The organism is Actinoplanes regularis, assembly GCF_900188005.1.
In the GTDB taxonomy this organism is placed as follows: Bacteria; Actinomycetota; Actinomycetes; order Mycobacteriales; family Micromonosporaceae; genus Actinoplanes; species Actinoplanes regularis.
Genome location: NZ_FZNR01000017.1, coordinates 142,787 through 169,328 on the forward strand (window position 1 = coordinate 142,787; position 26,542 = coordinate 169,328).

The window sequence follows — 26,542 nt, forward strand, 5'->3', positions numbered from 1 at the left end:
GAATCATGTCCGCTATGTCCCGTAGGCGCATCTTGTTCGGCGGGGCCGCCGTCGGCGCCGGGGCCCTGCTCACCGCGTGCACCAGCAACACTCCCGCGACCGACGCCCAGGTGAAGACCGACACCAGCGGCAACGCCAACGCCGCCGCGGGCAAGAAGGTCGTCATCGGGTTCTCCGCGCCCGCCGCCGACCACGGCTGGATCGCCGCGATCACCAACAACGCCAAGGCCCAGGCCGCGCAGTACTCCGATGTCGAGCTGCGCCTGGTCGAGGCCGGCTCGGACGCCGCCGCTCAGCGGGCCGCGCTCGCCACCCTGATCGGTCAGAAGCCGGACGTGCTGGTCATGCTGCCGCACGACGGCAAGGAACTGGACGCCACCGCCCTCGAGGCGATGCGCGCCGGCATCCCGGTGGTCAACCTGGACCGGGCCTTCCCCTCCCAGGCCGCCTACCGCCTCCAGCTCAAGGGCGACAACTACGGCATGGGTCTGGCCGCCGGGCACTACATCGGCGAGCAGCTCAAGGCCAAGGGCGCCACCACCCCGATCATCGGCGAGATCCCCGGCATCGACTCGCTCGAACTGACCCAGCAGCGCAGCGCGGGCTTCGCCGCCGCCCTCGCCGAGTACGGCTTCAAGGTCGCCAACCGCCGCCCGGCCGAGTTCACCGCCGACTCCGGCCAGGCCGCCGCGACCGCGCTGCTGCAGGCGCTGCCCAAGATGGACGCGCTCTGGAACCACGACGACGACCAGGGCATCGGCGTGCTCGCCGCGGTCAAGCAGGCGAACCGCAGCGAGTTCTTCATGGTCGGCGGCGCCGGCTCGAAGACCGCGATCGACACCATCACCAAGGACGACACCGTCCTGAAGGCCACCGTCACCTACAGCCCGTCGATGGCCTCCTCGGCGATCTCCCTCGCCCGCCTGATCGGACAGGGCAAGGGCCTGAGCGACCTGGTGGAGCTCCAGGTTCCCAAGGACATCACGCTCGCGTCCGAAACCATCACCAAGGACAACGCGGCGAAGTACGCCAAGCTCGGCTTCTAGGAGGATTCATGTCGAAACAGCTGCGGGTCGGCATGGTCGGCTACGCGTTCATGGGCGCCGCGCACTCCCAGGCCTGGCGCACCGTCAACCACGCCTTCGACCTGCCGCTGTCGGCACGAATGCAGGCGGTGAGCGGCCGCTCCGCGCAGGCGGTGGCGGCCGCGGCCACCAGGCTCGGCTGGGCCGAACACACCACGGACTGGCGCTCGCTGATCACTCGTGACGACATCGACCTGATCGACATCTGCTCGCCGGGCGACACGCACTTCGAGATCGCGCTGGCGGCCCTGGCGGCGGGCAAACACGTCCTGTGTGAGAAGCCGCTTGCCAACACCGTGGCCGAGGCCCGGGAGATGGCCGCCGCGGCGGAAGCGGCGCGCACCACCGGCGTCGTGGCGATGTGCGGATTCAACTATCGGCGCGTCCCGGCCGTCACCCTGATGCGGGAGATGGTCGCCGCCGGCCGGATCGGCGACGTGCGGCACATCCGCGCGAACTACCTGCAGGACTGGATCGTCGACCCGTGGTTCCCGCTGGTCTGGCGGCTCCGGAAGGAGGTGGCCGGCTCCGGCGCGCTCGGTGACATCGGCGCGCACATCGTCGACCTGACCCAGCACGTGACCGGACAGTCGATCACCACGGTCTCCGCCCTCACCGAGACGTTCGTCAAGCGGCGGCCGCTGCCGGGCTCCGACGAGCTAGGCGACGTGACCGTGGACGACGCGGCGCTCTTCCTCGCCCGGCTGAGTGGCGGGGCGATCGCGACGTACGAGGCCACCCGCTTCGCCACCGGCCGCAAGAACGGCCTGCGCGTCGAGCTCAACGGCTCCCTCGGCACGCTCGCCTTCGACTTCGAGCGGATGAACGAGCTGGAGTTCTACGACGCCACCAAGCCGGCCGCCGAGCGCGGATTCACCCGGATCCTGGTGACCGAACCGGAACATCCGTACATGACGGCCTGGTGGCCGGCGGGCCACCCGATCGGCTACGAACACACCTTCACCCACCAGGCCCGCGACCTGATCGAGGCGATCTCGACCGGGCAGCACCCGGCACCGTCCTTCACCGACGCACTTCAGGTCCAGCTGGTCCTCGACGCGGTGTCCCGTTCCGCCGAGACTTGCTCATGGACTACCGTCGAACAACCTGAGGAGAAATCATGACCCGCCCGGTCACGCTCTTCACCGGTCAATGGGCCGACCTGCCGTTCGAGGAGGTCTGCCGGCTCGCGTCCGGCTGGGGCTACGACGGCCTGGAGATCGCCTGCTGGGGCGACCACCTCGACGTCGACCTCGGCGCCGTCGACGACGGCTACCTCGCGGCGAAGAAGGAGACCCTCGACAAGTACGGCCTCAAGGTCTTCGCCATCTCCAACCACCTCACCGGCCAGGCCGTCTGCGACGACCCCATCGACCACCGGCACCGCGACATCCTGCCGGCGAGCGTGTGGGGAGACGGCGACCCCGAGGGCGTACGGCAGCGGGCCGCCGAGGCGCTCAAGAACACCGCGCGCACGGCGGCCCGGCTCGGCGTGGACACCGTCGTCGGCTTCACCGGCTCGGCGATCTGGAAGTACGTCGCCATGTTCCCGCCCGTCTCCCAGGACGTGATCGACGCCGGCTACCAGGACTTCGCCGACCGGTGGAACCCGATCCTCGACGTCTTCGACGAGGTGGGCGTGCGGTTCGCGCACGAGGTCCACCCGAGCGAGATCGCGTACGACTACTGGACCACCCGCCGCGCCCTGGACGCCGTGGGCAACCGCCCCGCCTTCGGGCTCAACTGGGACCCGTCACACTTCGTGTGGCAGGACCTCGACCCGGCCGACTTCATCCTCGAGTTCGCCGACCGCATCTACCACGTCGACTGCAAGGACGTGAAGCTCGCCGTCGGCAACGGCCGCAACGGGCGGCTCGGTTCCCACCTGGCCTGGGCCGACCTGCGACGCGGCTGGGACTTCGTCTCCACGGGACACGGCGACGTGCCGTGGGAGCGGTGCTTCCGGGCGCTCAACAGCATCGGGTACCAGGGGCCGATCTCCGTCGAGTGGGAGGACGCGGGAATGGATCGCCTGGTGGGGGCGCCGGAGGCGCTGGAGTTCGTGCGGAAGCTGGGCTTCAGCGCACCGGCGGCCACATTCGACGCCGCGTTCAGCAGCCGCTGAGCGGCCGCCGCCGCGTTACCAGCAGGGGCCCGAGCCCGTCGATCGTCGACGAGCGCGGGCCCCTCGGCGAAGGAGACGTGCGGCACGTCCGCGCCGCTGCGGGGCCCGCGGGCGTGGGGATGGCGGGTGATCGACGGACCGGCCCCACCCGGCCGAAGCCTGCGTGATGGGACCGGCCCGGCGCGTCCAGCTACTTTTTCTTCTCCTTCTTCTTGGACTTCTTGTCCTTCTTCGCCTTCTTCGCCATAGCCGTGCTCCCTTCTCGTCGTCGAGGTGGCGGCGCGGACGCGCCGTCGCTGCCTCGACACAGGTAACCCGTGCGTTTAACGTCGTGTAACCACAGGTTCTACGGTCAGCGACGTTGTGGACACGTTAGCGACCGAGATCGATATTTGCCAGTAGGCCCGTGTGCCCATCCCATTTCACGGACGGCTGTCGCCGCGGCTCGTCCTCGACCTCCGGGGCGGCGGGAAGCGGGCCGCGGCGCGCGGTGGCGGCCCGGTGTGGACGGAACCGGCCGTGAACGTTTGCTGAACCCTCGGCGCAGCCGTGGGAGCGCTACGCCGCGTAGTCCTACGATCGGGAATCTCGGCAGCGCGGAGGCGGTCATCGAGTTCTGGTGGAGCGTGACGCTCGCGTCCCTCGGTGTGATCATTCCAGGGATCGCGGCGTTGTACGAGTTCGGCGTCAAGGGCCGCAAACGGCTCGGTTACCGGGTCCAGATGGACACCACCGCGATGGACGTGGTGCAGACCCCGTTCCGCGGCGCGCTCGGCGACCTGCGCAAGGACGGCGTGCAGCTGACCGATCCCACCGTGGTCCTGCTGCGGATCGAGAACGCGGGCGCGACCGGCATCGACGAGAACGACTACGCGGCGCCCGTGAAGTCGAAGGCCGGGATCACCGTCCGGTTCCCCGACCGCACGGTGGTCGGCATGGTGGTGACCGAGCTCAGCAACAAGTACCTCAAGGCGTACTTCGAGGACTGGGACGAGCTCACCGTCGGCGGCGACACGATCGAATTGCCCCGCGTCCAGTTGAACAAGAAGGCGCACTACAAGGTGCTGGCCGTGCTGGACCGGGCCGCGACGGCGACCGCGCCGCTCGGGCAGTACCAGGAGCCGGAGGTGTCCGGCGGCATCCGGGGCGGCGTGGGCCAGGGCGGCATCGACCGGACCGAGAGCCGCACCGGCCCGCCCAGGACGCTGTACGCGCTGATTGGGCTGCTCGCCGCGATCGTCGTCGCCCAGCTGTTCATCTTCGTGCGCAGCGACCGGGCCACCCCGCTGGACTGCGCGGCCGGCCGGCTCACGGTGACCGGCTCCACCGCCTTCGAACCGATCGTGCGCGAGGCGGCGAGATCCTATGCGGACCTCTGCCCGGACGCGTCGTTCTCGTTCGACATGCGTGGCAGCGGCGAGGGCCTGCTGACCCTGAACGAGGCCGCCCGGCAGGCCGGCGGCGAAGCGTCCACCGCGGGCCTGCTGGCCTTCTCGGACGGTGAGAAGCCGACCGGCATGCCCGGTCTGGTGCCCCGGCCGATCGCCTTCTTCCTCTTCACGATCGTGGTGAACGCCGAGACAGGGGTGCACGACCTGGCGCAGGAGCAGATCCAGCGGATCTACCGCGGTGAGATCACGAACTGGAAGGAGATCGGCGGCAGGGACCTGCCGATCCGGCTGATCAGCCGGAACCCGGGATCGGGCACCCGGGCCGCGTTCCAGCACCGGGTCCTCGGCGGCCGGCGCGAGCCGGGCAGCAACTCCGACGACTGTCGCAACCGCGACCCCGGAACACCGCCGGGTGTGGTCCGCTGCGCCCGCGACTCCACCGAGGCGCTGCTGCGCGCGGTCGCCGAGACGCCGGGCGCCCTCGGCTACAGCGAACTGGGCGCCGCCGCGGTCCGCGACGACCTGACGCTGGTGCGGATCAACGGTCAGGCCGCCGAGGTGATCGGGGCCGATCACGGCACCTACCCGTTCTGGGAGACCGAGTTCGGCTACACGCACGGCGAGCCGGACGCCCGGTCGCTGGCCGCGAGCTTCCTGCGCTACCTGACCAACCAGGTGGGCGCCGACATCATCCGCGCGAACGGCGACCGGCCCTGCGCCGAGCTGGCCAACCCCCAACTCTGCCGCCCCAGCTGATGAATCCGCCAGGTTCACTCGAACGAGGCCGCAAGCCCGCGCCGGACAACGCGAACGTGCGATTAGTTTGAGCCGGTGTTTGATCACTTCACCACCAAGCCGCCGCGCAGGCGGGGACTGGGAATCGCGTTCGCGGCCGGATCCCTCCTGCTGGGCAGCGGCGCCGCCGCCCAGGCCACGCCCGCGGGCGTGACCGTCAGCGTCAACCGGCTGATCCTCGAGCCCGGGACGTTCGGGCACGTCGGCAGTGTCCGGATCGTCATCAAGAACCGCACCGGCGAGCCCTACGACGGTGGCATCACCGTCACCGAGCCGATCGCGCGGACGTTCGGCGAGGCGCTGGGGACGGGAACGTGCGGCCCGACCGGACGTGACGGTGAGCGGGACATCATCGGCTGCTCGCTCGAGGACCCGATCCAGCCCGGGGCGAACGCCACGGTGACGATCAGCTTCCGCTCCCCGGCGAAGCCGCAGGCGTTCGCGCGGGTCGCGCCCGCGGTGGGCACGGTCGAGGTGCAGGGCGGCGCCACCGCCTCGTTCCAGGCGATCTTCCGCGCCGCCACGGGTGGGCTGACCCATCCTCGGCCGTACGTTCAGGACACCGAGGCCGAGTTGAACGTCTCCGTGGCCGACGTGACCCTGAACCGTCAGGACGACGGCACCTATCTGGGCAGCACGTCGGTCGTCGTCCGCAACGAGGGCGACGCTCCGCACTTCACGCTCGGCACCGAGCTCGCGATCCCGGCGGGCGTCGACGAGTGGCCGACCATGTCGCCCGGCGGCGTCTGCGGCGTCGGCGGTTCGCTGCCCACGCCGCCCGGTGGTTTCCAGCTGGTCTGCTCGATCGAGGGCGGCCGGCTCGACGAGGGCCGGACGCGCTCGTGGGGGTGGGTCTTCACCGCTGCGGCCGGCACGGCACCGGGTCTGCTCGGCACCGCCACCACCCAGGTGGCGCTCAGCGACGGCCCCGGCCAGTCGGACGGCGCGAACCGGGTCGCCTTCACCATCACGGTCGCGGACTGACACCCGACCGAACCGGACCGGCTTGCGGAACGGCTGAGTGACTTCGCCCTGACGGACGGTGCCCTTACAGCGATCACTGCCAATAGGGTCGGCCCGTGAGGACTCCGGAGCAGGCGCCGCTCAGCACACCGGACTACCGGCCCGCCGAGCAGTTCAGCGACACCACCCGCGGGCTCTGCAGCGCCGCCTATGTGGACATCGACTACGCCAACGCGGTCATCGGCGAGGTCGTCGAGTCCGAGCGGAAAGCGGTGCCGCCGTCGTTCGGGTTCGACCTCGATCCGGTCGTGCGGCACTGCCTGCGCGCGCGGCGTCTGCTGATCCTCCGGTGCGCGCTGGTCACCGTCGTGCTGATGGCGGGGTTCGTGCTCAGCGGTGCTCTCACGCTGGCGTGGCTCGGCCTCTGCGTCGTGGTCGAGATGCTCCGGGCGCCGAGCGGCTCACGGCTGCGGGTGCTGTGGATCGGCGCGCTCACCGTCGTGATCCTCGGGTTCGTCACGCTCGTCATGGCGCTCACCGCCCTCTTCGTGATCTCACGGCTGACCCCGGACTGGCTCACCGCCCGGCTCGCCGACGTCGCGTCCGCGTCGTCCACTTCGGCGCTCAGTGATCTGCTGGCCGGGGGCCTGCTGGGGGCCGCGCTGCTGACCACGTTGCTGCCGCCCGCCGCGATGGTCGCCGCGGTGTTCCTCTCCCGCTGGCACGTCTACAAGGTCATTTTCGGTGAGCTCGCACCGGGCGCCCGGGCCAGGGCGGAGCCGTTGAACAACGGCCGGGTGGAGCGCCGGCTGGCGACGGTCGCGCGGATGCAGCGGGGCAACATCGCCGTGCACGACTCCGATCCGTACGCGGGCTCGGGCGGCGCCATCGAGCACAGCTGGTCGTTCGCGGTCACGCTGAAGCCCCGGGTCGCCGAGCAGAACGGTCACCGGATCGCGCTCGACCCGCACGAGCTCAACCAGCGGGTGAACGCCGCGGTCCTCGCGCTGCGCGACACGACCCTGCGGGCCGGTGAACGGATCCCGAACGTCTACACGGTGCCGTATGTGGCGGCCGACGGCACCCGCCGCGGCGATGACCCGCTCATCGATCCGGAGACCGGCACGCCGTACACCCAGGCGTCGGCCGAGACGATCGCCGCGATCGAGGCGTGCCCGCAGGGCGGCCTGCGGCACTACCTGCGGGTGGTCGTGCCGGCGAACGGCAAGGAGATCAGGACCGTGGACGGCCGGCCGATCCTGCCGGCACAGGACTCGGGCGTCTCGGTGACGGCGTTCGTGCACCTGGCGGTCGAGGGCGGCCTGCTCTACACGGAGTTCGTCGCGCTGGTCCAGCCGCCGCTGCGAGCCGAGTACCGGATCGCCGACGTGCTGCGCGCCGACCGGGTCACGTCGCTGGCCTGGGGTGACACCTTCCGCCAGTTCATCGGGGACAATCTGTACGGGCCGTGGCGCCTGGTGCGGGTCGGCTGGGACGCGATGCGGCTGAGCTCCCGGATGACCCGCTCGGCGGCCGCGGCGCAGGAGTTGCGGTACTACGACTACGGCGCGCGGTTCAGCGTCCGCGACCGGGCCTCGCGCGAGACCCGGAAGTTCATGCAGAAGCTGGACGGTACGAAGTACATCAAGCTGCTGGACAAGACGGTGACCGAGGCGGTCATCGGCTACCTGCGCGAGCAGGGCGTCGACACCAGCGAGTTCGAGGCGAACGTGACCAACCAGACCTTCGGCGACCTGATCTTCAACGGCGGCGTGCAGAACCTCGGCGGCCGGAACCTGATCCTGCAGACGAACATCGCGGCCAAGAGCGGAGCCTGACGTGAACTTCAACGGATCGGTCAACTTCAACGGCGGCGTGCAGAACCTCGGCGGGACCAACAAGGTCACCCAGACCAACTACTACTTCGACGCCGCGCTGCGCGGCGAGCTCGAGACCCGGATCGCGGCGCTGCGCACCGTCCATCCCGATCCGGCGACCGCTGAGCGGGAGATCCCGATCCTCGAGGAGGCGGTGCGCCGGCCGTCCCTGGAGAACCGCGAGCGGGTGGACACGGCCCTCGAGCGGCTCGCCACCAACGCCGGCAACACCCGGACCGCCCTGGAAGCGGTCGCCGCCATCGGTGCGCTGGTCGCCGCGCACTGGCCGGGCTAGATCTTCTGGGTGCTGCGTTGCGGGCGGCCCAGCGACGCCGCGATCGGGTTCCACAGCGCCACGAACCGCTTCTTCGCCGTCTGCGCCTGTTTCGAGTACGTCTGACCGCGCTCCCACGCGGCGGTGCGAGCCGCCGTGTCGCCGCAGCCGCCGCTCACCGTCGGCGCGGCCCAGGCCACGAACTCCTCGTCGGCCTGCAGGGCGGCCTGCAGCGCGGACCGCAGCGACGACCGCAGCGAGCCGCTGTCGATCGCGGAGAGGTCGGCGGCGTCGACCGTGGCGATCTGCCGGCCGCGCTCGTCACCGACGGCGCGCATGTCGGCCAGCGCCGCGCCGAGCTGGGTGCAGCGGTTGACCCTGTCGATCGCCTGGTTGAGCTTGGCGCGACTGGCCGTGCTCTGGTCGAGCACCTGGTCGACGACCTGGGCCTCCTCCTGAGGGGATTGTGTCGTCGTGGTCGGCCCGGGTGCCGGCGTCGGCGCCGTCGTGGCCTCGACGACCGCCGTCGGGCCCGGCTGGGCGGCCGGCGGGATCGGCTCGCGGTCGCGGTCGCGGACCAGCAGCACACCGATGCCGATCACCCCGAAGAGCAGCACCACCGCGACCGCGATCAGCGCCGGGAGCAGCGGGAAGGACCGGGCGGGCGGCCCGATGTAGATCGTGGGCGCCGAGGCGGGCGGGGGCGCCAGCAGCAGGGTGTTGCAGCGGGCGCAGTACGTCGCGGACGGATCGTTGTCGAGACCGCAGGACGCGCACTCCATGCGGCAAGGCTATCGATTGATCATCGACCGCGGGTACCCCTTTAGGTACGATGCGTGATCACGACGAATGGTCAGTGCTGGGGAGTGGACGGTCGACCGGCCGGTACAGCATGATCGCCACGTCCGCGGCCGCCGAGTCCGGTGTGCTCCGTGCCGAGAACTCCCTGGTCAGGGCGCGCAGCCGGGTGGCCAGCTCGTCGAAGGCGGCGTCGTCGAGACGCAGATGACGGAGCTCGACCAGGCGGGAGTCGGCCGGAGCCGACTCCAGATCCGCCAGGGCGTTGCGCATGACGATGTCCGGCTGGCCGGCGCCGGGGTCGGGCAGGACGAGCTTTTTCGCCGTACGGCCGTAGGTGCGCTCCTGGACACCGCGGACCTTGCGCGTGCTGACCACCTGGACCAGGCCGGCGTCCTGCAGGATCCGCAGGTGGTAGCTGGTGCTGCCCTTGAGCAGGCCCTGCGCCTCGGAGATCTGGGCGATCGTCGCCGGCCCGGAGAGCAGGAACGCGAGGATCCGGTGCCGGACGACGTTGCTGATCGCGCGCAGCTGAAGGTCGCTGCTCAGGGCGATCTGGTCGCTCTCGGCCGCCGGCACCTCGCCGGCCGGGGGTCGGGCGTCTCTGGGCGGCATGTCGGCTCCCCTGTTCCCCGCCATCATCACGCATCGACATCATCCTCCGGCCGGTGGGGGACCGCCCGCTCCGGCGCGCGGGCGGCGGCCAGCGCGGCCTCGATCCGGCGGTTGGTGACCATCGGCAGGGTGATCAGGGTCATCGAGCCGAGCAGGACCGCGCCGAAGACGAACGGGACGCGCAGCCCGAACGCGGAGGCGAGCACACCGCCGATCACGGCACCGAGGGGACCGCCGGAGACCGCCATCAGCCGGCTCGCCGCGGAGACCCGGCCCATCAGGTGCTCGGGGACGATGGTCTGGCGGATCGAGGGCCCGAGCACCATCGTCGCGGAGATCGCGGCGCCCGTGACGGCGAGCACCGCACCGGCGACGAGGGCGTGGTCGGAGAAGGCGAGTGCCAGCTGCGCGACCGCCTCGGTCGCGGCGGTCAGGGTGAGCGCGCCGCCGATGCCGAGGTGGCGGCTCAACCGCCCGGCGAGCAATGTGCCGAGTACGCCGCCGACCGCCTGGCAGCTGAGCAGCAGACCGTACCCGGCGGCGTCCAGGTGGAGCCGGTCGCGGGCGAAGAGCACGAGCACCGCCTCGCCGGCCATGAAGGCCACGTTGCCGATGGCGGGACGGATCGCCAGGCCCAGCAGCAGCCGGTCGCGGAACAGGTAGGTGGCGCCGTCACGGGCGTCGGCCAGCAGCGATCCGCGCGGCCCGTCGCGCTTGACGGGGAGGACCGGCAGCGCGCGGACGAGCACGGCGCTGACCGCGAACGAGATCGCGTCGGCGACGAACGGGACCGTCCGGCCCAGGGTGAACAGGGCGCTTCCGGCGGGCGGTCCGAGGAAGCCGTCGGCCACCTGCTGCGTACCCCGGAGGCGGCTGTTGGCCCGCTGCATGACGTCGTGGTCGCGGCCGAGCAGTTGCGGGACGTACGACTGGGCCGCGGTGTCGAACATCAGCTGCCCGATCCCCAGCAGGAACGCCACCACCAGCAGCGCCGGGATGCTGAGCCGGCCGGCCAGCCCGGCCACCGCGGCGAAGGCCAGCAGCGTGGCCCGCGCGAGGTCCGCGATCCACATCGTCGAGCGCCGGTCCCACCGGTCCACGAGCGCTCCACCCAGGACGCCGAAGAGCAGCCAGGGCAGCAGGGCGGCGGCGGTGAGCAGGCTCAGGACCGTGGGGTCGTCGGTCAGGGTCGCGCCCAGCAGCGGCAGGGCGGAGAGCCGGATGCCGTCGCCGAGCGAGGAGATGCCGGCGGCGGCCCAGAAGCGATGGAACGCCGGCGGCAGGTTGGTACGGGTCTTCATATCGACCATGGGTCTCCTTGATGTCGTCTCGGCCGCCTCCCGGGCGACCCGCGACCAATGGTCAAGAGTTCTTGCCCATTTGTCAACGGCTCTTGTCCACGTTGATCACTCGACCGGGTTGATGTCGAACAGTCGGTTTTCTTCCCGAGCCGGGTGACTTTTGGATGAGGGCATGACGGATGTGCTTGTAATCGGTGGCGGCCCGACCGGTCTCACGCTCGCCTGCGACCTCGCCCGCCGCGGTGCCGCCGTGCGGATCATCGATCGGGCGCCCGAGTTCCCCACCGGTTCACGGGGGAAGGGGTTGAGCCCACGCACCCTGGAGGTCTTCGACGACCTGGGCGTCGTCGATCGGATCCTGGCCTCCGGGGTCAGCCACCTCCGCCACCGGAAATACCGGGGGACCGAGGTGATCGCCGAGGTCGACCCGCAGGCCGGCCAGGTGCCGACGCCCGAGGTCCCGTACCCGGCCGCTCTGATGATCCCGCAGTGGCGGGTGGAGCGCATCCTTCGCGAGCGGCTGGACGTCCTCGGCGTCACCGTCGAGCGCGGCGCCGAACTGCGCGACTTCCGGCAGGACGCGGACGGCGTGACGGCGGCGGTGGGCGAGGAGCGGATCCGGGCCCGGTACCTGGTCGGCTGCGACGGCGGGCACAGCACGGTCCGCAAGGCCCTCGGCCTGGCCATGCGCGGTGAGACACCGGAGATGGAGGTCATGGCGGTCGGTGACGTCCGGGTCGACGGGCTCGCCCGCGACGCCTGGCATCAGTGGTTCACCGGCGACGGCACGATCATGCTCTGCCCGTTGCCCGGTACCGACTTCTTCCAGATCCAGTCGTCCCACGAGCGTGGCCCGGACGGCGCACCGCTCGAGCCGACTCTGGAGCGCTTTCAGCGGACCTTCGACCGGGTCGCCGGGGTTCCGGGGGTGCGGCTGCACGATCTGACGTGGTGCTCGACGTACCGGGTCAATGTCCGCATGGTCGATCGGCTCCGGGTGGACCGGGTGTTCCTGGCCGGCGACTCCGCGCACGTGCATCCCATCGCCGGCGGGCTCGGTATGAACAGCGGGATCCAGGACGCGTACAACCTGGGCTGGAAGCTCGGTCTCGTGGTCGCCGGCCGGGCCACGCCGGGGCTGTTGGACAGCTACGAGGAGGAGCGGCTCCCGATCGCCGGCTGGCTGTTGGAGATCACCTCGGAGCGGCTCGCCGCGGTCCTGGAGGCGGTCAAGGAGAAGGGCGGGGGCCTGGACGCGGTGGCGTCGCCCGAACTGACCCAGTTGCTGCTCCGATACCCGTGGAGCCGGCTCTCCCGGCAGGCCGGCCGCACGATCGGCGTTCAGCCGGGGGACCGGGCGCCGGACGCGCCGCTGCGCACCGCCGACGGCGTGCCGAGCCACCTCTTCGAGCTGTTCCGCGGCCCGCACTTCACGCTGCTCGCCATCGGTGAGCACGACGTGCCCCCACTGGACGGTGCGGACCCCGCCATCGTCAGGTCCCACTGGATCGGGCCGGGCGGCCTGCGCGACGACGGTGGGCACGTGGCGGCCGCTTACGGGATGAACACCCTGGTCCTGGTCCGCCCGGACGGCTACATCGGCCTGATCGCGGACCCGGATGACGAGCGGAGCGTCGGCGACTACCTGCGCTCGCTCCGGTCACGAGCCGAGCAGGATTGACGATCATCGCTAGCATCGCCGGTCATGGCACGTACCACACCACCGCGTCCGTTCGACATCGCCGAGGTCTTCCCCGAGCTTCACAAGCACCGGGGGACGACCACCCGGCTGCACCCGCGTACCGGCACGCCCACCATCGCCGACAGCTCGATCGGCGGGCCGCTGCTGTGGCCGGCCGACGAGCCGTGGCCGATGTGCACCGACGGTGACGAACACGACGTCGACACGCTTCTGCGACCGGCGGTGGTCCGCCGCAGCCGGGAGATCCGCGCGAAGGCGAACGCCTCGAGCTGGTCAGCCCTTACCGACGAGGAGCGGGCCGAGCTGCCGGAGACCCGCTTCTCCGAACCGGAGGAGCTGATCCACCAGCCGGTGCCGCTGATCCCGGTGGCGCAGCTGTACCGCCGCGACATTCCCGACTTCATCGGCCCCGACGACACCGACCTGCTCCAGGTGCTCTGGTGCCCGCTGGGCCATGTGGACGAGGACCAGGCCCCGAGGCTACGGCTGGTCTGGCGGCGCACCGCCGAGATCGGCCGGCCGCTCCCGGCCGCGCCGGAACCAGCGGTGGTCGAGGAGGACTACCTGCCGAACCCGTGCGTCGTGCATCCGGAGCAGTTCGTCGACCACCGGTACCACGAGGTGCTGCCCAAGGACCTCCAGGCCCGGATCGACGCGTGGGAGAAGGAGACGGACGGCCCCGGCTACTCGGTGTGGTCCGTGGTGCCGGGCTGGAAGGTGGGCGGTTTCCCCTCCTGGCGAATGACCGGTCCCGGGACGATGACCTGCGAGACCTGCGACACCGAGATGAACCTGCTGTTCACCGTCGGCTGGGGCGAGTGGGACGAGGCCGGTCACTGGCGGCCGATCGAGGATCCGGCCGACCTGGCCGACCCGCTGACCGACATCGTCATCGGCCGGGGCTTCGACTGGTACGTCTTCTACTGCCCCGTCTCGTTCGACCACCCGCACGCGACGGTCATGCCGTGATCGCGCACCCGCCTCAGGTGAGGCTCGCGAACGCCTGCACGCTGGCCGGATCGCCCACGACGATCAGGACGTCGCCGGCGTAGACGACGGTGTCCCCCGTGGTGTGCGTGAACGGTATCCCCGGCCGTTTGATCGCCACCACGGTCACGTCGTGGGTCTTGCGCAGGTCGGCGTCGGCCAGCGTCCGGTCGATCACCACCGTCGGCGCGTGGGTCTTCGCGAGCACGTAGTCGTCGTCGAGCTGAATGAAGTTCAGGATCTGGCCGGTGACCATGTGCGCGACGCGCTCACCCATCTCGTGCTCGGGCAGCACGACGTGATGGGCGCCGACGCGCCGCAGGATGGTGGCGTGCTGCCGGCTGATGGCCTTGGCCAGGATGTGCGGCACGGCCAGGTCGGTCAGCAGCGAGGTGGTCAGGATGCTGGCCTGGACGTCGGTGCCGATGCCCACCACGACGTTCGTCAGCTCGTGCACCCCGAGCTGACGCAGCGCCTCCTCGTCGGTGGTGTCGGCGACCGCGGCGTGCGTGAGTTTGTCGGCGAGGGCCTGCACGGCGCCCGAATCGGCGTCGATGCCGATGACCTCCCAGCCCTGGCGGATCAGTTCGAGGGCCAGGGAACCGCCGAAACGGCCCAGGCCCAGCACCGCGATGGGGTCGTCGACAGCCGGTTTCTTAGCCAACGATGGTCCGCTCCTCGGGTAGCTCGTACCGGCGGGTCCGTTCCCGCATCGCCAGCGCCGCCGCGGCCGTGATCGGGCCGAGCCGGCCGATGAACATCAGCGCGATGAGAAGGAGATGCCCGGCCGTGCCGACCTTGGCGGTGATGCCGGTCGTCATGCCCACGGTGGCGAACGCGGAGGTGACCTCGAACAGCACGTCCTTCCCGGCGAACGGGGTCAGCGCCAGCAGGGCCAGCGTGGCGGCCATCACCATGCCGACGCTGAGCAGGGCGATGGTCAGCGCCTGCCGCTGGATCGCGGCCGGCAGGCGCCGGCCCAGCGCGTGCACGCTCGGCTCGCCGCGGATCTCGGCGAGGATCACGAAACCGAGCAGCGCGAAGGTGGTGACCTTGATCCCGCCCGCCGTGCTGGCACTGCCGCCTCCGATGAACATCAGGATGATATTGATCAACATGGTCGTGTCGTGTATCTGGGACAGGTCCACGCTGTTGAACCCGGCCGTGCGGGGCATCACCGCGGTGGTGAACCCGGCGAGCAGCTTTTCCTTGAATCCCAGCCCGCCCAGCGTCGCGGGGTTGGTCCACTCCGCCCATGTGATCAACACCCAGCCCAGGCTCAGCAGGATCACGGTCATCCCAATGGTGATCTTGGTGTGCAGCGACCATTTTCGTGGTTTGTGCAGGGTGCGACGCAGTTCGAAGAGCACCGGGAAGCCGAGCCCGCCGATGATGACCGCCGCCGAGATCGGCAGGCAGATCAACGGGTCGCCGACGAATCGCATCAGATTGTTCGGATACCACCCGAAGCCCGCGTTGTTGAACGCCGAGACCGAGTGGACCAAACCCAGGTATGCGGCCCGGCTCCACGGCTCACCGTAGCCGTCGGCGAACCGCCACGTCAGCAGCATCGCCACCAGGGCCTCCACCAGCACGCTTATACGCAGCACCCCGAGCACAACCCGCCGGACCTCGCCCACGCCCATGGTCCTCGTCTCGGCCTGAGCACTCAATTGCAGCCGCATCCGCAATCGGCGGGCCACCAGCAAGCCGAGCAGCGACGCGAACGTCATGATGCCGAAGCCGCCGATCTGGATCAGGCCGACGATGACCGCATCACCGAATCCCGACCAGTAGGTGCTGGTGTCCTCGATCGTCAACCCTGTCACACACACCGCCGAGGTGGCGGTGAACAGCGCCGTGACCCCACCGGCCTCCCGCCCGGCCGAGGTGGCCGCGGGAACCATCAACAGCCCCCAACCCATCGCGATGGCCCCCGCGAACCCCAGCACCATCAGCTTGGCGGGGCGCCGCGCCACCCGCCCGAGCCACCGGATCACCGGCGTGGGCGGCCGCAGCCCTCGCAGGTACCCCCACAACCGTGCCGGCGAGACGAGGTCACCCCGGCGCCCCGCCCGGCGCGGAGCCCCCGCCGGCGACGGACTGCTCAACGGCGCCCACACCAGCAGCGCCACACCGGCGGCCATCACCGTGAAGAACCCCGCCAACGTCAGCAGCCCGAGCAGCAGCTGACCTCGAGTCGAATCCACCAGTCCCATGATTCCCCGAGGGGCCCGGGCGCGGGCGCCGTTCCGTCACGCCAGCCGCAGACGTTCCTGGTCCTCGATCCGGGTCGCTTGCTCGGTCGTGATCAGGTCGCAGACCCAGTCCCAGTGCAGCGACACCCGGTCGCCCGGCGCGAGGCCGTCCAGCAGCGTACGGCCGCTCGCCGACCAGGCCGCGACCTCGGCGCGCGGGGGACCGTGCGTGAGCCGCTCACCGTCCCAGACCAGCGGCCGGCAGGTGACCGTGGCGGTCTCACCGCGCACGTCCCGCACCACGCCGGTACGGATGCGGCACCGGTCGAGCACGGACGCCGCATGCGGGTGGCCGGTGCGGCGCAGCAGCGCCGCCCACGGATAGACCTCGAACACGTGGAAGCTGTGGTGCGCCACCGCCCGTGCCCCGCCCTCGGCCCACCCGCCCGCCAACTGCCCGGCGAAGCGCTCCCGCAGGAACGGAACGAGCCGCTCCGGCACGACCGCGTCGAGCAGCGGACCCCCCACCCAGTACGCCTCCACCACCCGCTCGTCCAGCGGATCGGCCGTCCCGGCCACCCCGGCCAGGAACTCCAGGTAGGCCCAGGCGCCCTCGAAGGCGCGCGCCCGCCGGGCGATCTCGTCCGCGGAGCTGCTCAGCAGCGCACGGGCGCCGGGCGGCCCGCAGTAGCCCAGCTCGTTGGGCGGGTAGGCGTAGCGCGCGAAGAGCAACGCTCCGGCGACGCTCACGTCAGCAGATCCGGGGGAGTTGTTCGCCGATCGGCATGTTCACCACCCGGGTGCCGCCCAGCGCCGTCCGCGCCACCACCATCCCCGGATGCTCGGGCACGCAGACGCCGATGCGGCGGGCACCCGCCCCGAGCGGGTGCCCGCGCATGGCGGCCAGGACCCGGTCCGCGTCGTCCCGCGGAACGAACGCCAGCAGCTTGCCCTCGTTCGCCACCTCCAGCGGGTCCAGCCCGAGCAGGCTGCACGCGTCGGCCACCCCGCCCGGGACCGGCAATCGCCGCTCCTCGAGGGAGACGCCCACCCCGGCCGTACGGGCGATCTCGTTGAGCGACGCGGCCACCCCACCACGGGTCGGGTCGCGCAGCACGTGCACGTCGGCCCCGGTGGCGAGCACGGCGGCGACCAGGCCGTTCAGTGGCGCGGTGTCGCTGCTGACCGCAGTGTCGAACTCGAGTCCCGCGCGGACGCTCAGCACCGCCACGCCGTGCACGCCGAGGTCGCCGCTGATCAGCACGGCGTCGCCGGGTGTGGCGCGGTGCGGGCCGATCTCGACGCCCGCGGCCACCAGGCCCACCCCGGACGTGGTGACGAAGACGCCGTCGCCGCTGCCGTTGTCGACGACCTTGGTGTCGCCGGTGATCAGCCGTACGCCCGCGGCCCGCGCCGCCGCACCGGCCGCGGCGGCGATCCGCCGGACCTCGGTGAGCGGCGTGCCCTCCTGCAGGATGTACGCGATGGACAGGTAGAGCGGGGTGGCCCCGGCCATGGCGAGGTCGTTGACGGTGCCGTTGACGGCCAGGTCGCCGAGGCAACCGCCGGGGAACACCATGGGCTTCACCACGTACGCGTCGGTGGAGAACGCGATCCGCGCCCCGCCGACGTCCACGACCGCGCTGTCGCCGAGCACGGTGTTCCCCGCCGTACCGTGCGCGGGCAGGAAGAGGTGCTCGACGAGCTCGCCCGACATCGCTCCGCCGCCGCCGTGCCCCATGACCACCGTGGGGGTGTCGCGCAGCGGGACCGGGCACGTCCAGCCCTCGAAGTCCAGCCCTCCGCTCATGAGCGCCGGGCCAGGTCGAGCCGCCGGTACGCGAAGTACGCGGCGCACGCGCCCTCGGCGGACACCATGGTGGCCCCGAGCGGGTCGCGTGGCGTGCACTGCTTGCCGAACGCGGCGCACTCGTGCGGCTTGATCAGCCCTTGCAGCACTTCGCCGGAGCGGCACACCGCCGGCTCCCGGGTGCGCACGTCGCTCACGGCGAACCGCTCCTCGGCGTCGAACTCGCGGTAGCGCGGCGAGAGCCGCCAGCCGCTGCGCGGAATGCGCCCGATGCCGCGCCAGGTGCGGTCGGTGACCTCGAAGACATCGCCCAGCATGGCGATGGCGGCGGGGTTGCCCGCGTCGGGTACGGCTCGCGGGTACGCGTTGGCCACCTCGTGCCGCCCGGCCTCGAGCAGCACGACCGTCTGCCGGATGCCCTCGAGGAGGTCCAGCGGCTCGAATCCGGTGACCACGATCGGCACCCGGTACCGCTGCGCCAGCGGCGGGTACTCGCTCGTGCCCATCACGCTGCACACGTGCCCGGCCGCCAGGAACGCCTGCACCCGGCAGCGCGGCGACTCCATGATGGCCGCGATCGCGGGTGGCACCAGCACGTGCGACACCAGCAGCGAGAAGTTGCCGATCCCGAGCCGTTCGGCCTGGTGGACGGTCATGGCGTTGGCGGGCGCCGTGGTCTCGAAGCCGATCCCGAAGAACACCACCTGCCGGTCGGGATTCTCCCGGGCCAGGTTCAGCGCGTCGAGCGGGGAGTAGACCACCCGTACGTCGGCGCCCGCGCTCTTGACCGAGAGCAGGTCCCGGCCGCTGCCCGGCACGCGCAGCATGTCGCCGAACGAGCAGAACGTCACTCCCGGCCGCTCGGCGATGGCCAGCGCCTTGTCGATGGTCTCCAGCGGGGTCACACAGACCGGGCACCCCGGCCCGTGGATCAGCTCGATGCTCTCGGGAAGCAGCTGATCGATGCCGTGCCGCAGGATCGAGTGCGTCTGGCCGCCGCAGATCTCCATCATCGCCCAGGGGCGGGTGGTGACGGCGTGGATCTCGTCGAGCAGCCGCCGGGCCAGCTCCGGATCGCCGAACTCATCGAGGTACTTCACCGAACTCCTCCTTGAGGACGCCCATCCGCTCGAAGGTCTCGAGGGTCTCGCGTGCCGACCGCTCGTCGAGCCGCTGGATGGCGAATCCGACGTGGACCACGACGTACTCACCGACCGCCGCGTCCGGGACGTACTGCAGGCAGACGCTCTTGCGTACCCCGCCGAAGTCGACCTCGGCCATGGTGATGCCGTCGGCCTCGGTGACACGCAGGACGCGCCCGGGTACCGCCAGGCACATCAGTCCTCCTCCGCTGGATTCCAGGAACCGCCGGACGCGCCGATCACCAGCTGGCCCAGGGCGATGCCGCCGTCGTTGGGCGGCAGCAGGCGCGGGCGCAGCACGGTGAAGCCCCGCTCCCGCAGCAGCCGGCTCGCCCCCGAGATGAGCAGCGCGTTCTGGAACACCCCGCCGCCCAGCGCCACCACGTCGAGCCCGGTGCGCTCGCGGCACCGGTCGGCGAGGTCGGCGATGAGGCCGGCCACCGCCGCGTGGAAGCCGGCGGCCAGAACCGGCGCCGGCACCCCGGCGCGCAGGTCGGTCGCGAGGTCGCGGACGACCGGGCCGGGGTCGGCGACGTCCGAGCCGTCGGGGCTCACGCTCACCTCGAAGCGGTACGCCCGTCCGGGCCCCGCCGGTGCCGCCCGCGCCACACCCTCCAGGACGATGGCGGCCTCGGCCTCGTACTCGACGGCGTGCCGGACGCCGATCAGCGACGAGACCGCGTCGAAGAGCCGGCCCATGCTCGAGGTCGGCACACAGCCGGCGCCGGTCGCGAACTGCCGGGCGAGCAGGTCACGCTCCGCCCGCGGGCAGGCCGCCACCGGCGGCAGCCAGGAGTGCCAGGGCAGGCCGGCGGCGTGCAGATGCGCCAGCGCCATCCGGTACGGCCGCAGCACGCTCGCGTCCCCGCCGGCCAGCGGCACGTACCCGAGCCGGGCCGCGCGCCGGTAGGTCCGGTATCCGGCGACCAGCACCTCGCCGCCCCACGCCGCGCCGTCGGGCCCGAAGCCGGTGCCGTCGAACGCCACCCCGATCACCCGCTCGCCGGCGCCCAGCCCGTGCTCGGCCATCACCGAGGCCACGTGCGCGTGGTGATGCTGCACCCGGCGCACCGGGCGGCCGTCCGCGTTGCGCAGCGCCCACTCGGACGAGCGATAACCGGGATGCAGGTCGGCCACGAGCAGCTCGGGCCGGACCCCGGTCAGCTCCTCGAGGTGCCGCTCGGTGACGGTCAGCGCGTTGATGGTGGCGAGGTCGTCCATGTCGCCGATGTGCTGGCTGAGCCACGCGTACCGGCCGCTCGCGACGGCGCAGGCGCTCTTGAGGTCGGCGCCGGCCGCCAGCGTCGGTGCCACCGGGAACGGCAGCGCGACGGGCAGCGGCGCGTAACCGCGCGAGCGGCGCACGGGCAGTTCGGCGCCGTCGACGTGCCGGCTCACCGAGTCGTCGCAGGGCACCCGGATCGGCCGGTCGTGGCGCAGCCAGGCGTCGGCGAGCGGGGCCAGCCGCCGCAGCGCCTCCCCGTCGTCGGTGACGATCGGCTCGCCGGAGCGGTTCCCCGAGGTCATCACGAGCGCGTCGGGGCCGGGCGGGTCGCCGGGCAACCCGAGCAGCAGCGCGTGCAGCGCGGTGTAGGGCAGCATCAGGCCGAGGTCGGGGTTGCCGGGCGCGACCTCGGCGGCGAGGCCGGATCCGGCCCGGCGCGGGGCGAGCACGATGGGCCGGCGGGCGCCGCCGAGCAGCTCCTCGTCGCCCGCGCTCAGCTCGGCGAGCCGTCGCGCGGTGCCGAGATCGGCGACCATGACGGCGAACGGCTTCCCGCCGCGCTGCTTGCGGCGGCGCAGTTCGCCGGTGGCGGCCGGATCGCGGGCGTCGCAGGCCAGGTGGTAGCCGCCGAGCCCCTTGACCGCGACGATCCGGCCGGACGCGAGCAGCCGGCGGGCCGCGGTCACCGGGTCCTCGCCGGGGGAGACGGGTGCCCCGGCCGCGTCCACGAGGGTGAGCCGCGGGCCGCAGGCGGGGCAGGCGATCGGCTGGGCGTGGAAGCGCCGGTCGGCCGGGTCCTCGTACTCGGCGCGGCAGGCGGGACACATCGGGAAGCTCGCCATGGTGGTGGCGTCCCGGTCGTACGGCAGCCCGGTGATGATCGTGAAGCGCGGCCCGCAGTTGGTGCAGTTGATGAACGGGTGCCGGTGCCGCCGGTCGGCCGGGTCCCCCAGCTCGTGCAGGCAGTCCGCGCAGGTGGCCACGTCGGGCGAGGCGAGGGTGCGGGCGGGACCGCCGCGGGACGGTTCGATCGTGAAGCCGGTGCCGCCGGTGGACGGTAGCTCCTCCTGCGCCACGGCGACGATCATGGCGAGTGGCGGGGCCTGCGCGCGCAGCCGCCGCCCGTACTCCGCCACGTCGTCCGGGTCGCCCTCGACCTCGATCACCACGCCGTCGGCCGTGTTGGCGACCGACCCGGTGAGGGCGAGCGCGGCGGCCGTGGCGTACGCGAAGGGCCGGAAGCCCACCCCCTGGACCAGTCCCGACACGGTGTAACGCCGGCGCTGCCGGCGGCCCCGGCCGATCAGCTCCAGCCCGGCGAGGGCGCGGGCGGCGCCGGCCGCGTCGATCACCTCCACGGCGAAGCCCAGGTGGATCAGCACCCACGCGCCGGGCTCGGGCGGGGCGTCGAGCATCCCGATGTTGACCCGCCGGCTCCCGCCCTGCACGTCCACCAGTGCGAGGTGGCCGGCGAAGCCGTCGAGAAGCTCCACCACCCGGCCGGGAATGCCGAGGCACATGTCACGCCCTCCCGGAGCGCGGGGGATCCAGCAGCCGGCGGATCGCCGAGACGGCCGCCGGTACGGCCGCGGCCACGGGCGGCGTGAGCCCGATCCCCTCGGCCACCGAGGCGGCGCGGCAGCCCACCACGAAGGTGGGCGGGAGCGTGCCGCCGAGGCGCGACAGGCCGGCGAGCACGGCGACCGGGTTCATGCCGTGCGGGTCGGTGTCACCCTCGCCGAGATCCTGCGGGCCGACCTCGAGCAGGACGAGTTCGCCGGGCGGTTCGCCGGCGAGGGCGTCCACCAGGACGAGGCGGTCGTAGCCGTCGAGCAGGTCGAAGGCGAGGTGCGTGCCCCGGATTCCGTAGTCGACGACCCGGACGCCCGGCGGCCGGGGCTCGGCGGCCAGCCGGCGGGCCACCTCGGGTCCGAAGCCGTCGTCGCCGAGGAAGATGTTGCCGACGCCCGCCACCAGCGCGGTCACCGTCCTTCTCCGGTGAGTGGTTCGATCTCGTCGGGTGCGAAGTAGAGGTAGCGGCCGTACCAGTCGTGGAGGTCGGCCCCGGGATCGTCGGTCAGGACCAGGGCCACGTGCGTGCCGCCGTCCACGTCGCTGACCACGGCGGTGACCCGCGCGACGCGACCGGCGTAGAAGAGGTCCTGCGCGTCGGCGCGCCGCGACGGGTGGATCCGCACGAGGCTGCCCTTGGCCACCCGGACGCCGTCGACGACCACGGCGGCGGTCTCCGGATCGGCCGCGGCGTCGGCGGCCGGGTCCCACCAGGGCACCGTGGACCCCTCCGCGGCGTCGGTGGCCGGGTCGCGGCGGACGCCGTGCAACCGGCTGAGCTCGGCCGGCGTGAGGGCGTCGCAGCGGTCGACGACGGCGCGCGCCCGCTCGTCGGTGGCCCGGGCCTCGGCCTTCTCGTCCTCGGTGAGCGTCATCACCCGCAGGGCGAGCAGCTCGTCGATCTCGGTGGCGTCGAAGAGCGGCCCCGGGCTCTGCTCGGCGAGGCGCGGGTTGTCGTACAGGATGATCGGCGCGCAGAGCAGCACATCGTCCGAGCCGGCCAGCACCGGCCAGCTGCGGTGCTGGCGACAGCGCGCGGCCGCCGCCGCGGCGTGCGGCGGCGGATCCTGCATCGAGAGGAAGGCACCGCCGTGCGCCTCGATCAGCAGGTGCGCGCCGATCAGCGAGCGCCGGGTCGCCTCCCGCTTGCCGGTCACCGGGCCGGGATGCTCGTTGGTCACCGCGACGGTGAGTCGCAGCAGGTCACCGTCGGGCTCCACATCCGTACGCACGCGGGCCGTCAAGGGCCATCGGCGGCGGACGACCGGGCCGTCCTCGTCGACGCCGCCGGGCACGGTGATCGGGAACTCGGCCGGCCCGCGCAGCGGCACCGCGTCCAGGGTGATCTCGTGTTCGACGGCCTCGTCCCAGTCCGGCTCCGCCGTCCGGGTCTCGCGCCGCTGCACCTGGAGGAACCGCACGTGGACGGTGAGGGAGGCGGCCGCGGTACGCGGTTCGAGCAGGCAGTCCACCGAGAGCGAGGGCGGCTCGGCGAAGGCCGCGCCGGCCGCGGCGGGCGGCCCGAGCACGCCGAACTGCCAGCGCGACCGGTTCTTCGCGGCGCTCGCCCGGTAGGGGTAGAGCAGGTAGCCCTCGTACAGCACGGTGTCGGCGACCGCCCGGGCCGCCCGCAGGTTCACGGCGCCTTCCCGAGCAGTTCGCGCAGCGTCTCGTCCCAGCCGGTGAGGTCGTGCCGGGCGCGGTGGGCGGCCAGGCCGGCGAGCACGTCGTCGCTGACCCGCAGCCAGCCGGAGCCGGGGAAGTACAGCTCGATCATCTCGCGCCAGACGGCCACGGGCATCAGGTGGCGAGCCTCGCAGGACCAGGGCACCTGCTCGACCGCGAAGCCGTCGGGGCCGGGCAGGAAGATCGTGCCGGAGAAGAGGAAGTCGAGCGGTACGGCACCGGCGTCGAGCGCGTGCAGGTAGCGGGTGCCGATCACGTCGAGGTCGTAGGTGCACGGCAGCGGCAGGTCGGCCTCGGTGGACCCGGTGAAGCCCGGCACCACGGTGACGGCCTGCAGCCAGGTGAACGGCTTGAGCGTGTCGGCCCAGCGGGACCGCTCGCCGAAGAGCCCGCGCAGCGCGTCCTGCTCGGCCGTCTCGTAGCGGCGGCGCTGCGGCTGGACGCGGACCTGGCAGCGCAGCACGATGGCGTGCACGCGGCGCCCGCCGGTCTCCTCGACCCGCAGGCGGGCGGTGAGCTGCGGCGTCATCGAGTACGGCTCGGCCGCCAGACCCAGCACCGAGAACCGGTAGTCGCTCACGGCGTTCTCCGCTCGGGGCGGCTGAGCCCGTCGATCCGGGCGAAGAACGCGTCGACCTCGGCGTGCGCCTCCTGGCCACCGTCGAAGCCGCGCCAGCGCGTACGCAGTCGCCCGGTCAGCTCGTAACAGGCGTCGATCGGCACCAGGTAGGCGTCCGCGCCGCGCCGCACCAGCAGCGCCTCGACGTCGGGCCGCAGCGTCGCCAGCACCGGGTGAGCGGCGGTGATCCGATCCCAGGCCCCCGGGTCCAGGTCGGACTCGGTGGCCCCGGCCGGCCCGGGATAGCACGCCACCGGCTGTTCCCGCGCCGAGTTGTGGAAGAGGAACGCGAGGCCGACCGGGATCTGCAACTCGTCCCAGGCGCGTCCGTCGAGCACCGGCCCGGCCAGGCGCAGGTGACGATCGGGGACGGCCCGGTAACGCTGGTGCGTGTGGTCGTCGGCGAAGAGCAGCCGGCAGGGGTGGCAGGCGCACATGATCCGCCGGTCCAGCAGGTCGACCAGGTGCCGATGTCCGCCGTCCAGCTCGGCCGCGCACATGTCACACCGCTCCACCGCGGGGCCGGGCGGCGGGCGGTCGCGGGCGGCGCGGTGCAGCGCGGCCAGCGGGAACCCGCTCACGACGACCCGTCCCCGGCCGACCCGGTGGGGGAGTGCAGCAACTCCAGCTTCCGGCCGCCACCCAGGTACATGTGCACGCCGCAGGGCAGGCACGGGTCGAAACTACGTACCGTCCGCATGATGTCGATGCCTTTGAAATGTTCCCGGTCGTTCTCCTCGAAGATCGGCTGGCCCTGAACGGCGTCCTCGTACGGCCCCGGCGTGCCGAAGCTGTCGCGCGGGCTGGCGTTCCACGGCGTCGGCGGGTACGGGTGGTAGTTTGCGATCTTGCCGTCCCGGATCACCATGTGGTGCGAGAGCGCGCCCCGGACCGCCTCGGTGAAGCCGCAGCCGACCCCCTCGTCGGGCACCTCGAACGGCTCCCACGTCCTGGTCCGCCCGGCCCGGATCTCGGCCAGCGCCTTCTCGGCGAAGTGCAGCGCGCAGGCCGCCGCGTAAGCCTGGAAGTAGGTGCGCGCCCGGTTGCGCTCGAGGGTGTTGCTCCAGCGAGGGATCTTCCACTCCAGCTCGACCGGTCCCTTGAGGGCGGTCTTCGGCAGGTTGATCCGAACACTGTCGCCGGTCGCCCGGATGTAGCCGATGTCGACGAGGCCGGCCAGCGCGGTCACCCAGAGCCGGGCCAGCGGGCCCCCGCCGGTGTCCAGGGCCAGGTAGTCGCGGCCGTCGTACCAGCGCGGCGACATCACCCAGCTGTACTTGCCGTCCAGGTCGCGCTTCTGCGGGCGCGGATCGGTGTGCTGGTTCCACGGGTGGCGCGGGTCGACCGGGTTGCCGAGGGGATCGTGCGTCACGAACATCTCCCGGTCGGTCCAGTCCTCGTAGTAGGACGAGCCGAGCAGGATGCGGATGCCCAGGTTGATCTGGATCAGGTCGGTGGTGAGCAGCTTGCCGTCGACCACGACGCCCGGGGTGACGAACATCCGCCGGCCCCACGCGCCCATGTCGGCGTACCGGAAATTGCAGTGCTCCGGGTCCTGGAAGGACCCCCAGCAACCCAGCAGGACCCGGCGTCTGCCGACCTCCTCGTAGCCAGGCAGCGCCTCGTAGAAGAAGTCGAACAGGTCGTCGTGCATGGGCACGACCTTCTTCATGAACTCGATGTACCGCATGAGCCGGGTCAGGTAGTCGGTCATCAGCTGGACGGTCGCGACCGTGCCGACGCCGCCGGGATAGAGCGTGGAGGGGTGTACGTGCCGGCCCTCCATCAGGCAGAACATCTCCCGCGTCATACGGCTGACCTGCAGTGCCTCGCGGTAGAACTCGCCCGTGAACGGGTTGAGCGAGCGCATGATGTCGCCGATCGTCCGGTAGCCGTGGTCGCCGGCGTGCGGCGCCTGGGTCCGGTTCGCGAGCTCGAGCACGCCGGGGTTGGTCTCGGCGACCATCCGCTCGCAGTAGTCGACGCCGACCAGGTTCTCCTGGAAGATGTTGTGGTCGAACATGTACTCGGCGGCCTCGCCGAGGTTCACGATCCACTCGCCGAGGTGCGGCGGCTTCACTCCGTAGGCCATGTTCTGCGCGTAGCAGGAGCAGGTGGCGTGGTTGTCGCCGCAGATGCCGCAGATCCGGCTCGTGATGAAGTGCGCGTCGCGCGGGTCCTTGCCCTTCATGAAGATCGAGTAACCGCGGAAGATCGAGCTGGTGCTGTGGCACTCGGCCACCCGCTTCGCCTTGAAGTCGATCTTGGTGTAGATCCCGAGGCTGCCGACGATCCGGGTGATCGGATCCCAGGCCATCTCGACGAGTTCCGCTGCCATGGCTGACCAACTTCCCTTCAGCCCGTACGTGTGAGACGG

Annotated in this window: 24 protein-coding genes; 9 read left to right on the top strand and 15 right to left on the bottom strand. The window is 71.8% G+C overall.

The window, feature by feature from the left end; translation table 11 throughout:
- The first annotated feature begins 5 nt into the window (after positions 1–5).
- From CHC09_RS33165 to CHC09_RS33195, 7 genes are all read left to right on the top strand, one after another.
- A complete protein-coding gene (locus CHC09_RS33165; RefSeq protein WP_089297199.1) occupies positions 6–1,046 on the top strand; it encodes a substrate-binding domain-containing protein in 1,041 nt (346 codons plus the stop codon).
- A gap of 8 nt (positions 1,047–1,054) precedes the next feature.
- The gene (locus CHC09_RS33170) at positions 1,055–2,209 is read left to right on the top strand and encodes a Gfo/Idh/MocA family protein (RefSeq protein WP_089297200.1); all 1,155 of its coding nucleotides are present in this window, start codon (positions 1,055–1,057) and stop codon (positions 2,207–2,209) included.
- On the top strand, positions 2,206–3,210 hold the full coding sequence (locus CHC09_RS33175; protein WP_089297201.1) for a sugar phosphate isomerase/epimerase family protein: 1,005 nt from the start codon (positions 2,206–2,208) through the stop codon (positions 3,208–3,210). Before CHC09_RS33170 ends, CHC09_RS33175 begins: the two co-directional genes overlap by 4 nt.
- Before the next feature lie 626 nt (positions 3,211–3,836).
- Positions 3,837–5,357: a substrate-binding domain-containing protein gene (locus CHC09_RS33180; protein WP_239138688.1), complete on the top strand. Its 1,521-nt coding sequence runs from the start codon at positions 3,837–3,839 to the stop codon at positions 5,355–5,357.
- A gap of 75 nt (positions 5,358–5,432) precedes the next feature.
- Positions 5,433–6,380: a hypothetical protein gene (locus CHC09_RS33185; protein WP_089297202.1), complete on the top strand. Its 948-nt coding sequence runs from the start codon at positions 5,433–5,435 to the stop codon at positions 6,378–6,380.
- Between the two features lie 95 nt (positions 6,381–6,475).
- Complete coding sequence (locus CHC09_RS33190) at positions 6,476–8,197, top strand: hypothetical protein (protein ID WP_089297203.1); 1,722 nt, start codon at positions 6,476–6,478, stop codon at positions 8,195–8,197.
- Position 8,198: 1 nt separating this feature from the next.
- On the top strand, positions 8,199–8,531 hold the full coding sequence (locus CHC09_RS33195; protein WP_089297204.1) for a hypothetical protein: 333 nt from the start codon (positions 8,199–8,201) through the stop codon (positions 8,529–8,531).
- Here the strand turns inward: CHC09_RS33195 and CHC09_RS33200 are convergent.
- From CHC09_RS33200 to CHC09_RS33210, 3 genes are read right to left on the bottom strand one after another with little or no spacing between them, the layout of a single operon-like run.
- A complete protein-coding gene (locus tag CHC09_RS33200) occupies positions 8,528–9,292 on the bottom strand; it encodes a zinc finger Ran-binding domain-containing protein (protein WP_089297205.1) in 765 nt (254 codons plus the stop codon). The two genes, CHC09_RS33195 and CHC09_RS33200, sit on opposite strands and share 4 nt — an antisense overlap.
- 58 nt (positions 9,293–9,350) lie before the next feature.
- Positions 9,351–9,923 (bottom strand): ArsR/SmtB family transcription factor, encoded by a 573-nt coding sequence (locus CHC09_RS33205; RefSeq protein WP_089297247.1) that lies wholly within the window; start codon positions 9,921–9,923, stop codon positions 9,351–9,353.
- A gap of 26 nt (positions 9,924–9,949) precedes the next feature.
- A complete protein-coding gene (locus tag CHC09_RS33210) occupies positions 9,950–11,233 on the bottom strand; it encodes an MFS transporter (RefSeq protein ID WP_239138689.1) in 1,284 nt (427 codons plus the stop codon).
- Between the two features lie 163 nt (positions 11,234–11,396).
- On the opposite strand from CHC09_RS33210, the gene CHC09_RS33215 reads away from it, so the two are divergent.
- On the top strand, positions 11,397–12,905 hold the full coding sequence (locus CHC09_RS33215) for an FAD-dependent oxidoreductase (RefSeq protein WP_089297207.1): 1,509 nt from the start codon (positions 11,397–11,399) through the stop codon (positions 12,903–12,905).
- A gap of 24 nt (positions 12,906–12,929) precedes the next feature.
- Positions 12,930–13,895 (top strand): hypothetical protein, encoded by a 966-nt coding sequence (locus CHC09_RS33220; RefSeq protein WP_089297208.1) that lies wholly within the window; start codon positions 12,930–12,932, stop codon positions 13,893–13,895.
- Between the two features lie 13 nt (positions 13,896–13,908).
- On the opposite strand, the gene CHC09_RS33225 is transcribed toward CHC09_RS33220, so the two are convergent.
- The 12 genes from CHC09_RS33225 to CHC09_RS33280 are packed head-to-tail and all read right to left on the bottom strand — an operon-like array spanning position 13,909 to position 26,503.
- Positions 13,909–14,577: a potassium channel family protein gene (locus tag CHC09_RS33225; protein ID WP_203833313.1), complete on the bottom strand. Its 669-nt coding sequence runs from the start codon at positions 14,575–14,577 to the stop codon at positions 13,909–13,911.
- Positions 14,570–16,123 carry a TrkH family potassium uptake protein gene (locus CHC09_RS33230; RefSeq protein WP_239138690.1) on the bottom strand — a complete coding sequence of 518 codons (1,554 nt, stop codon included), beginning with the start codon at positions 16,121–16,123 and terminating at the stop codon, positions 14,570–14,572. Before CHC09_RS33230 ends, CHC09_RS33225 begins: the two co-directional genes overlap by 8 nt.
- A gap of 45 nt (positions 16,124–16,168) precedes the next feature.
- Positions 16,169–16,861, bottom strand: coding sequence for a DUF6390 family protein (locus CHC09_RS33235; RefSeq protein ID WP_089297209.1), 693 nt, complete (start codon positions 16,859–16,861; stop codon positions 16,169–16,171).
- Between the two features lies 1 nt (position 16,862).
- Positions 16,863–17,921 (bottom strand): hydrogenase expression/formation protein HypE, encoded by a 1,059-nt coding sequence (gene hypE, locus CHC09_RS33240; RefSeq protein ID WP_089297210.1) that lies wholly within the window; start codon positions 17,919–17,921, stop codon positions 16,863–16,865.
- A complete protein-coding gene (gene hypD, locus CHC09_RS33245) occupies positions 17,918–19,021 on the bottom strand; it encodes a hydrogenase formation protein HypD (protein ID WP_089297211.1) in 1,104 nt (367 codons plus the stop codon). The genes hypE and hypD overlap by 4 nt, the downstream gene beginning before the upstream one ends.
- Complete coding sequence (locus tag CHC09_RS33250; RefSeq protein ID WP_089297212.1) at positions 19,005–19,259, bottom strand: HypC/HybG/HupF family hydrogenase formation chaperone; 255 nt, start codon at positions 19,257–19,259, stop codon at positions 19,005–19,007. Before CHC09_RS33250 ends, hypD begins: the two co-directional genes overlap by 17 nt.
- A complete protein-coding gene (hypF, locus tag CHC09_RS33255) occupies positions 19,259–21,808 on the bottom strand; it encodes a carbamoyltransferase HypF (protein WP_089297213.1) in 2,550 nt (849 codons plus the stop codon). Before hypF ends, CHC09_RS33250 begins: the two co-directional genes overlap by 1 nt.
- A gap of 1 nt (position 21,809) precedes the next feature.
- Entirely contained in the window at positions 21,810–22,274 is a 465-nt protein-coding gene (locus CHC09_RS33260; RefSeq protein WP_089297214.1) for a hydrogenase maturation protease, read from the bottom strand.
- A complete protein-coding gene (locus CHC09_RS33265; RefSeq protein ID WP_089297215.1) occupies positions 22,271–23,500 on the bottom strand; it encodes a hypothetical protein in 1,230 nt (409 codons plus the stop codon). Before CHC09_RS33265 ends, CHC09_RS33260 begins: the two co-directional genes overlap by 4 nt.
- Positions 23,497–24,126 (bottom strand): DUF6084 family protein, encoded by a 630-nt coding sequence (locus CHC09_RS33270; protein WP_089297216.1) that lies wholly within the window; start codon positions 24,124–24,126, stop codon positions 23,497–23,499. Before CHC09_RS33270 ends, CHC09_RS33265 begins: the two co-directional genes overlap by 4 nt.
- Positions 24,123–24,746, bottom strand: a complete 624-nt coding sequence (locus CHC09_RS33275; protein WP_239138691.1) for a DUF5947 family protein — start codon at positions 24,744–24,746, stop codon at positions 24,123–24,125. The genes CHC09_RS33270 and CHC09_RS33275 overlap by 4 nt, the downstream gene beginning before the upstream one ends.
- Complete coding sequence (locus tag CHC09_RS33280) at positions 24,743–26,503, bottom strand: nickel-dependent hydrogenase large subunit (RefSeq protein ID WP_089297217.1); 1,761 nt, start codon at positions 26,501–26,503, stop codon at positions 24,743–24,745. The genes CHC09_RS33275 and CHC09_RS33280 overlap by 4 nt, the downstream gene beginning before the upstream one ends.
- Positions 26,504–26,542 lie beyond the last annotated feature (39 nt).

Excerpts from the sequence above, each read along its gene's own strand:
- CHC09_RS33215 (WP_089297207.1), top strand. The coding sequence starts at position 11,397 with ATGACGGATGTGCTTGTAATCGGTGGCGGCCCGACCGGTCTCACGCTC.
- CHC09_RS33165 (WP_089297199.1), top strand. The coding sequence starts at position 6 with ATGTCCGCTATGTCCCGTAGGCGCATCTTGTTCGGCGGGGCCGCCGTC.
- CHC09_RS33205 (WP_089297247.1), bottom strand. The coding sequence starts at position 9,923 with ATGCCGCCCAGAGACGCCCGACCCCCGGCCGGCGAGGTGCCGGCGGCC.
- CHC09_RS33280 (WP_089297217.1), bottom strand. The coding sequence starts at position 26,503 with ATGGCAGCGGAACTCGTCGAGATGGCCTGGGATCCGATCACCCGGATC.
- CHC09_RS33200 (WP_089297205.1), bottom strand. The coding sequence starts at position 9,292 with ATGGAGTGCGCGTCCTGCGGTCTCGACAACGATCCGTCCGCGACGTAC.
- CHC09_RS33210 (WP_239138689.1), bottom strand. The coding sequence starts at position 11,233 with ATGGTCGATATGAAGACCCGTACCAACCTGCCGCCGGCGTTCCATCGC.
- CHC09_RS33250 (WP_089297212.1), bottom strand. The coding sequence starts at position 19,259 with ATGTGCCTGGCGGTACCCGGGCGCGTCCTGCGTGTCACCGAGGCCGAC.
- CHC09_RS33175 (WP_089297201.1), top strand. The coding sequence starts at position 2,206 with ATGACCCGCCCGGTCACGCTCTTCACCGGTCAATGGGCCGACCTGCCG.
- CHC09_RS33170 (WP_089297200.1), top strand. The coding sequence starts at position 1,055 with ATGTCGAAACAGCTGCGGGTCGGCATGGTCGGCTACGCGTTCATGGGC.
- CHC09_RS33220 (WP_089297208.1), top strand. The coding sequence starts at position 12,930 with ATGGCACGTACCACACCACCGCGTCCGTTCGACATCGCCGAGGTCTTC.
- hypF (WP_089297213.1), bottom strand. The coding sequence starts at position 21,808 with ATGTGCCTCGGCATTCCCGGCCGGGTGGTGGAGCTTCTCGACGGCTTC.
- hypE (WP_089297210.1), bottom strand. The coding sequence starts at position 17,921 with ATGAGCGGAGGGCTGGACTTCGAGGGCTGGACGTGCCCGGTCCCGCTG.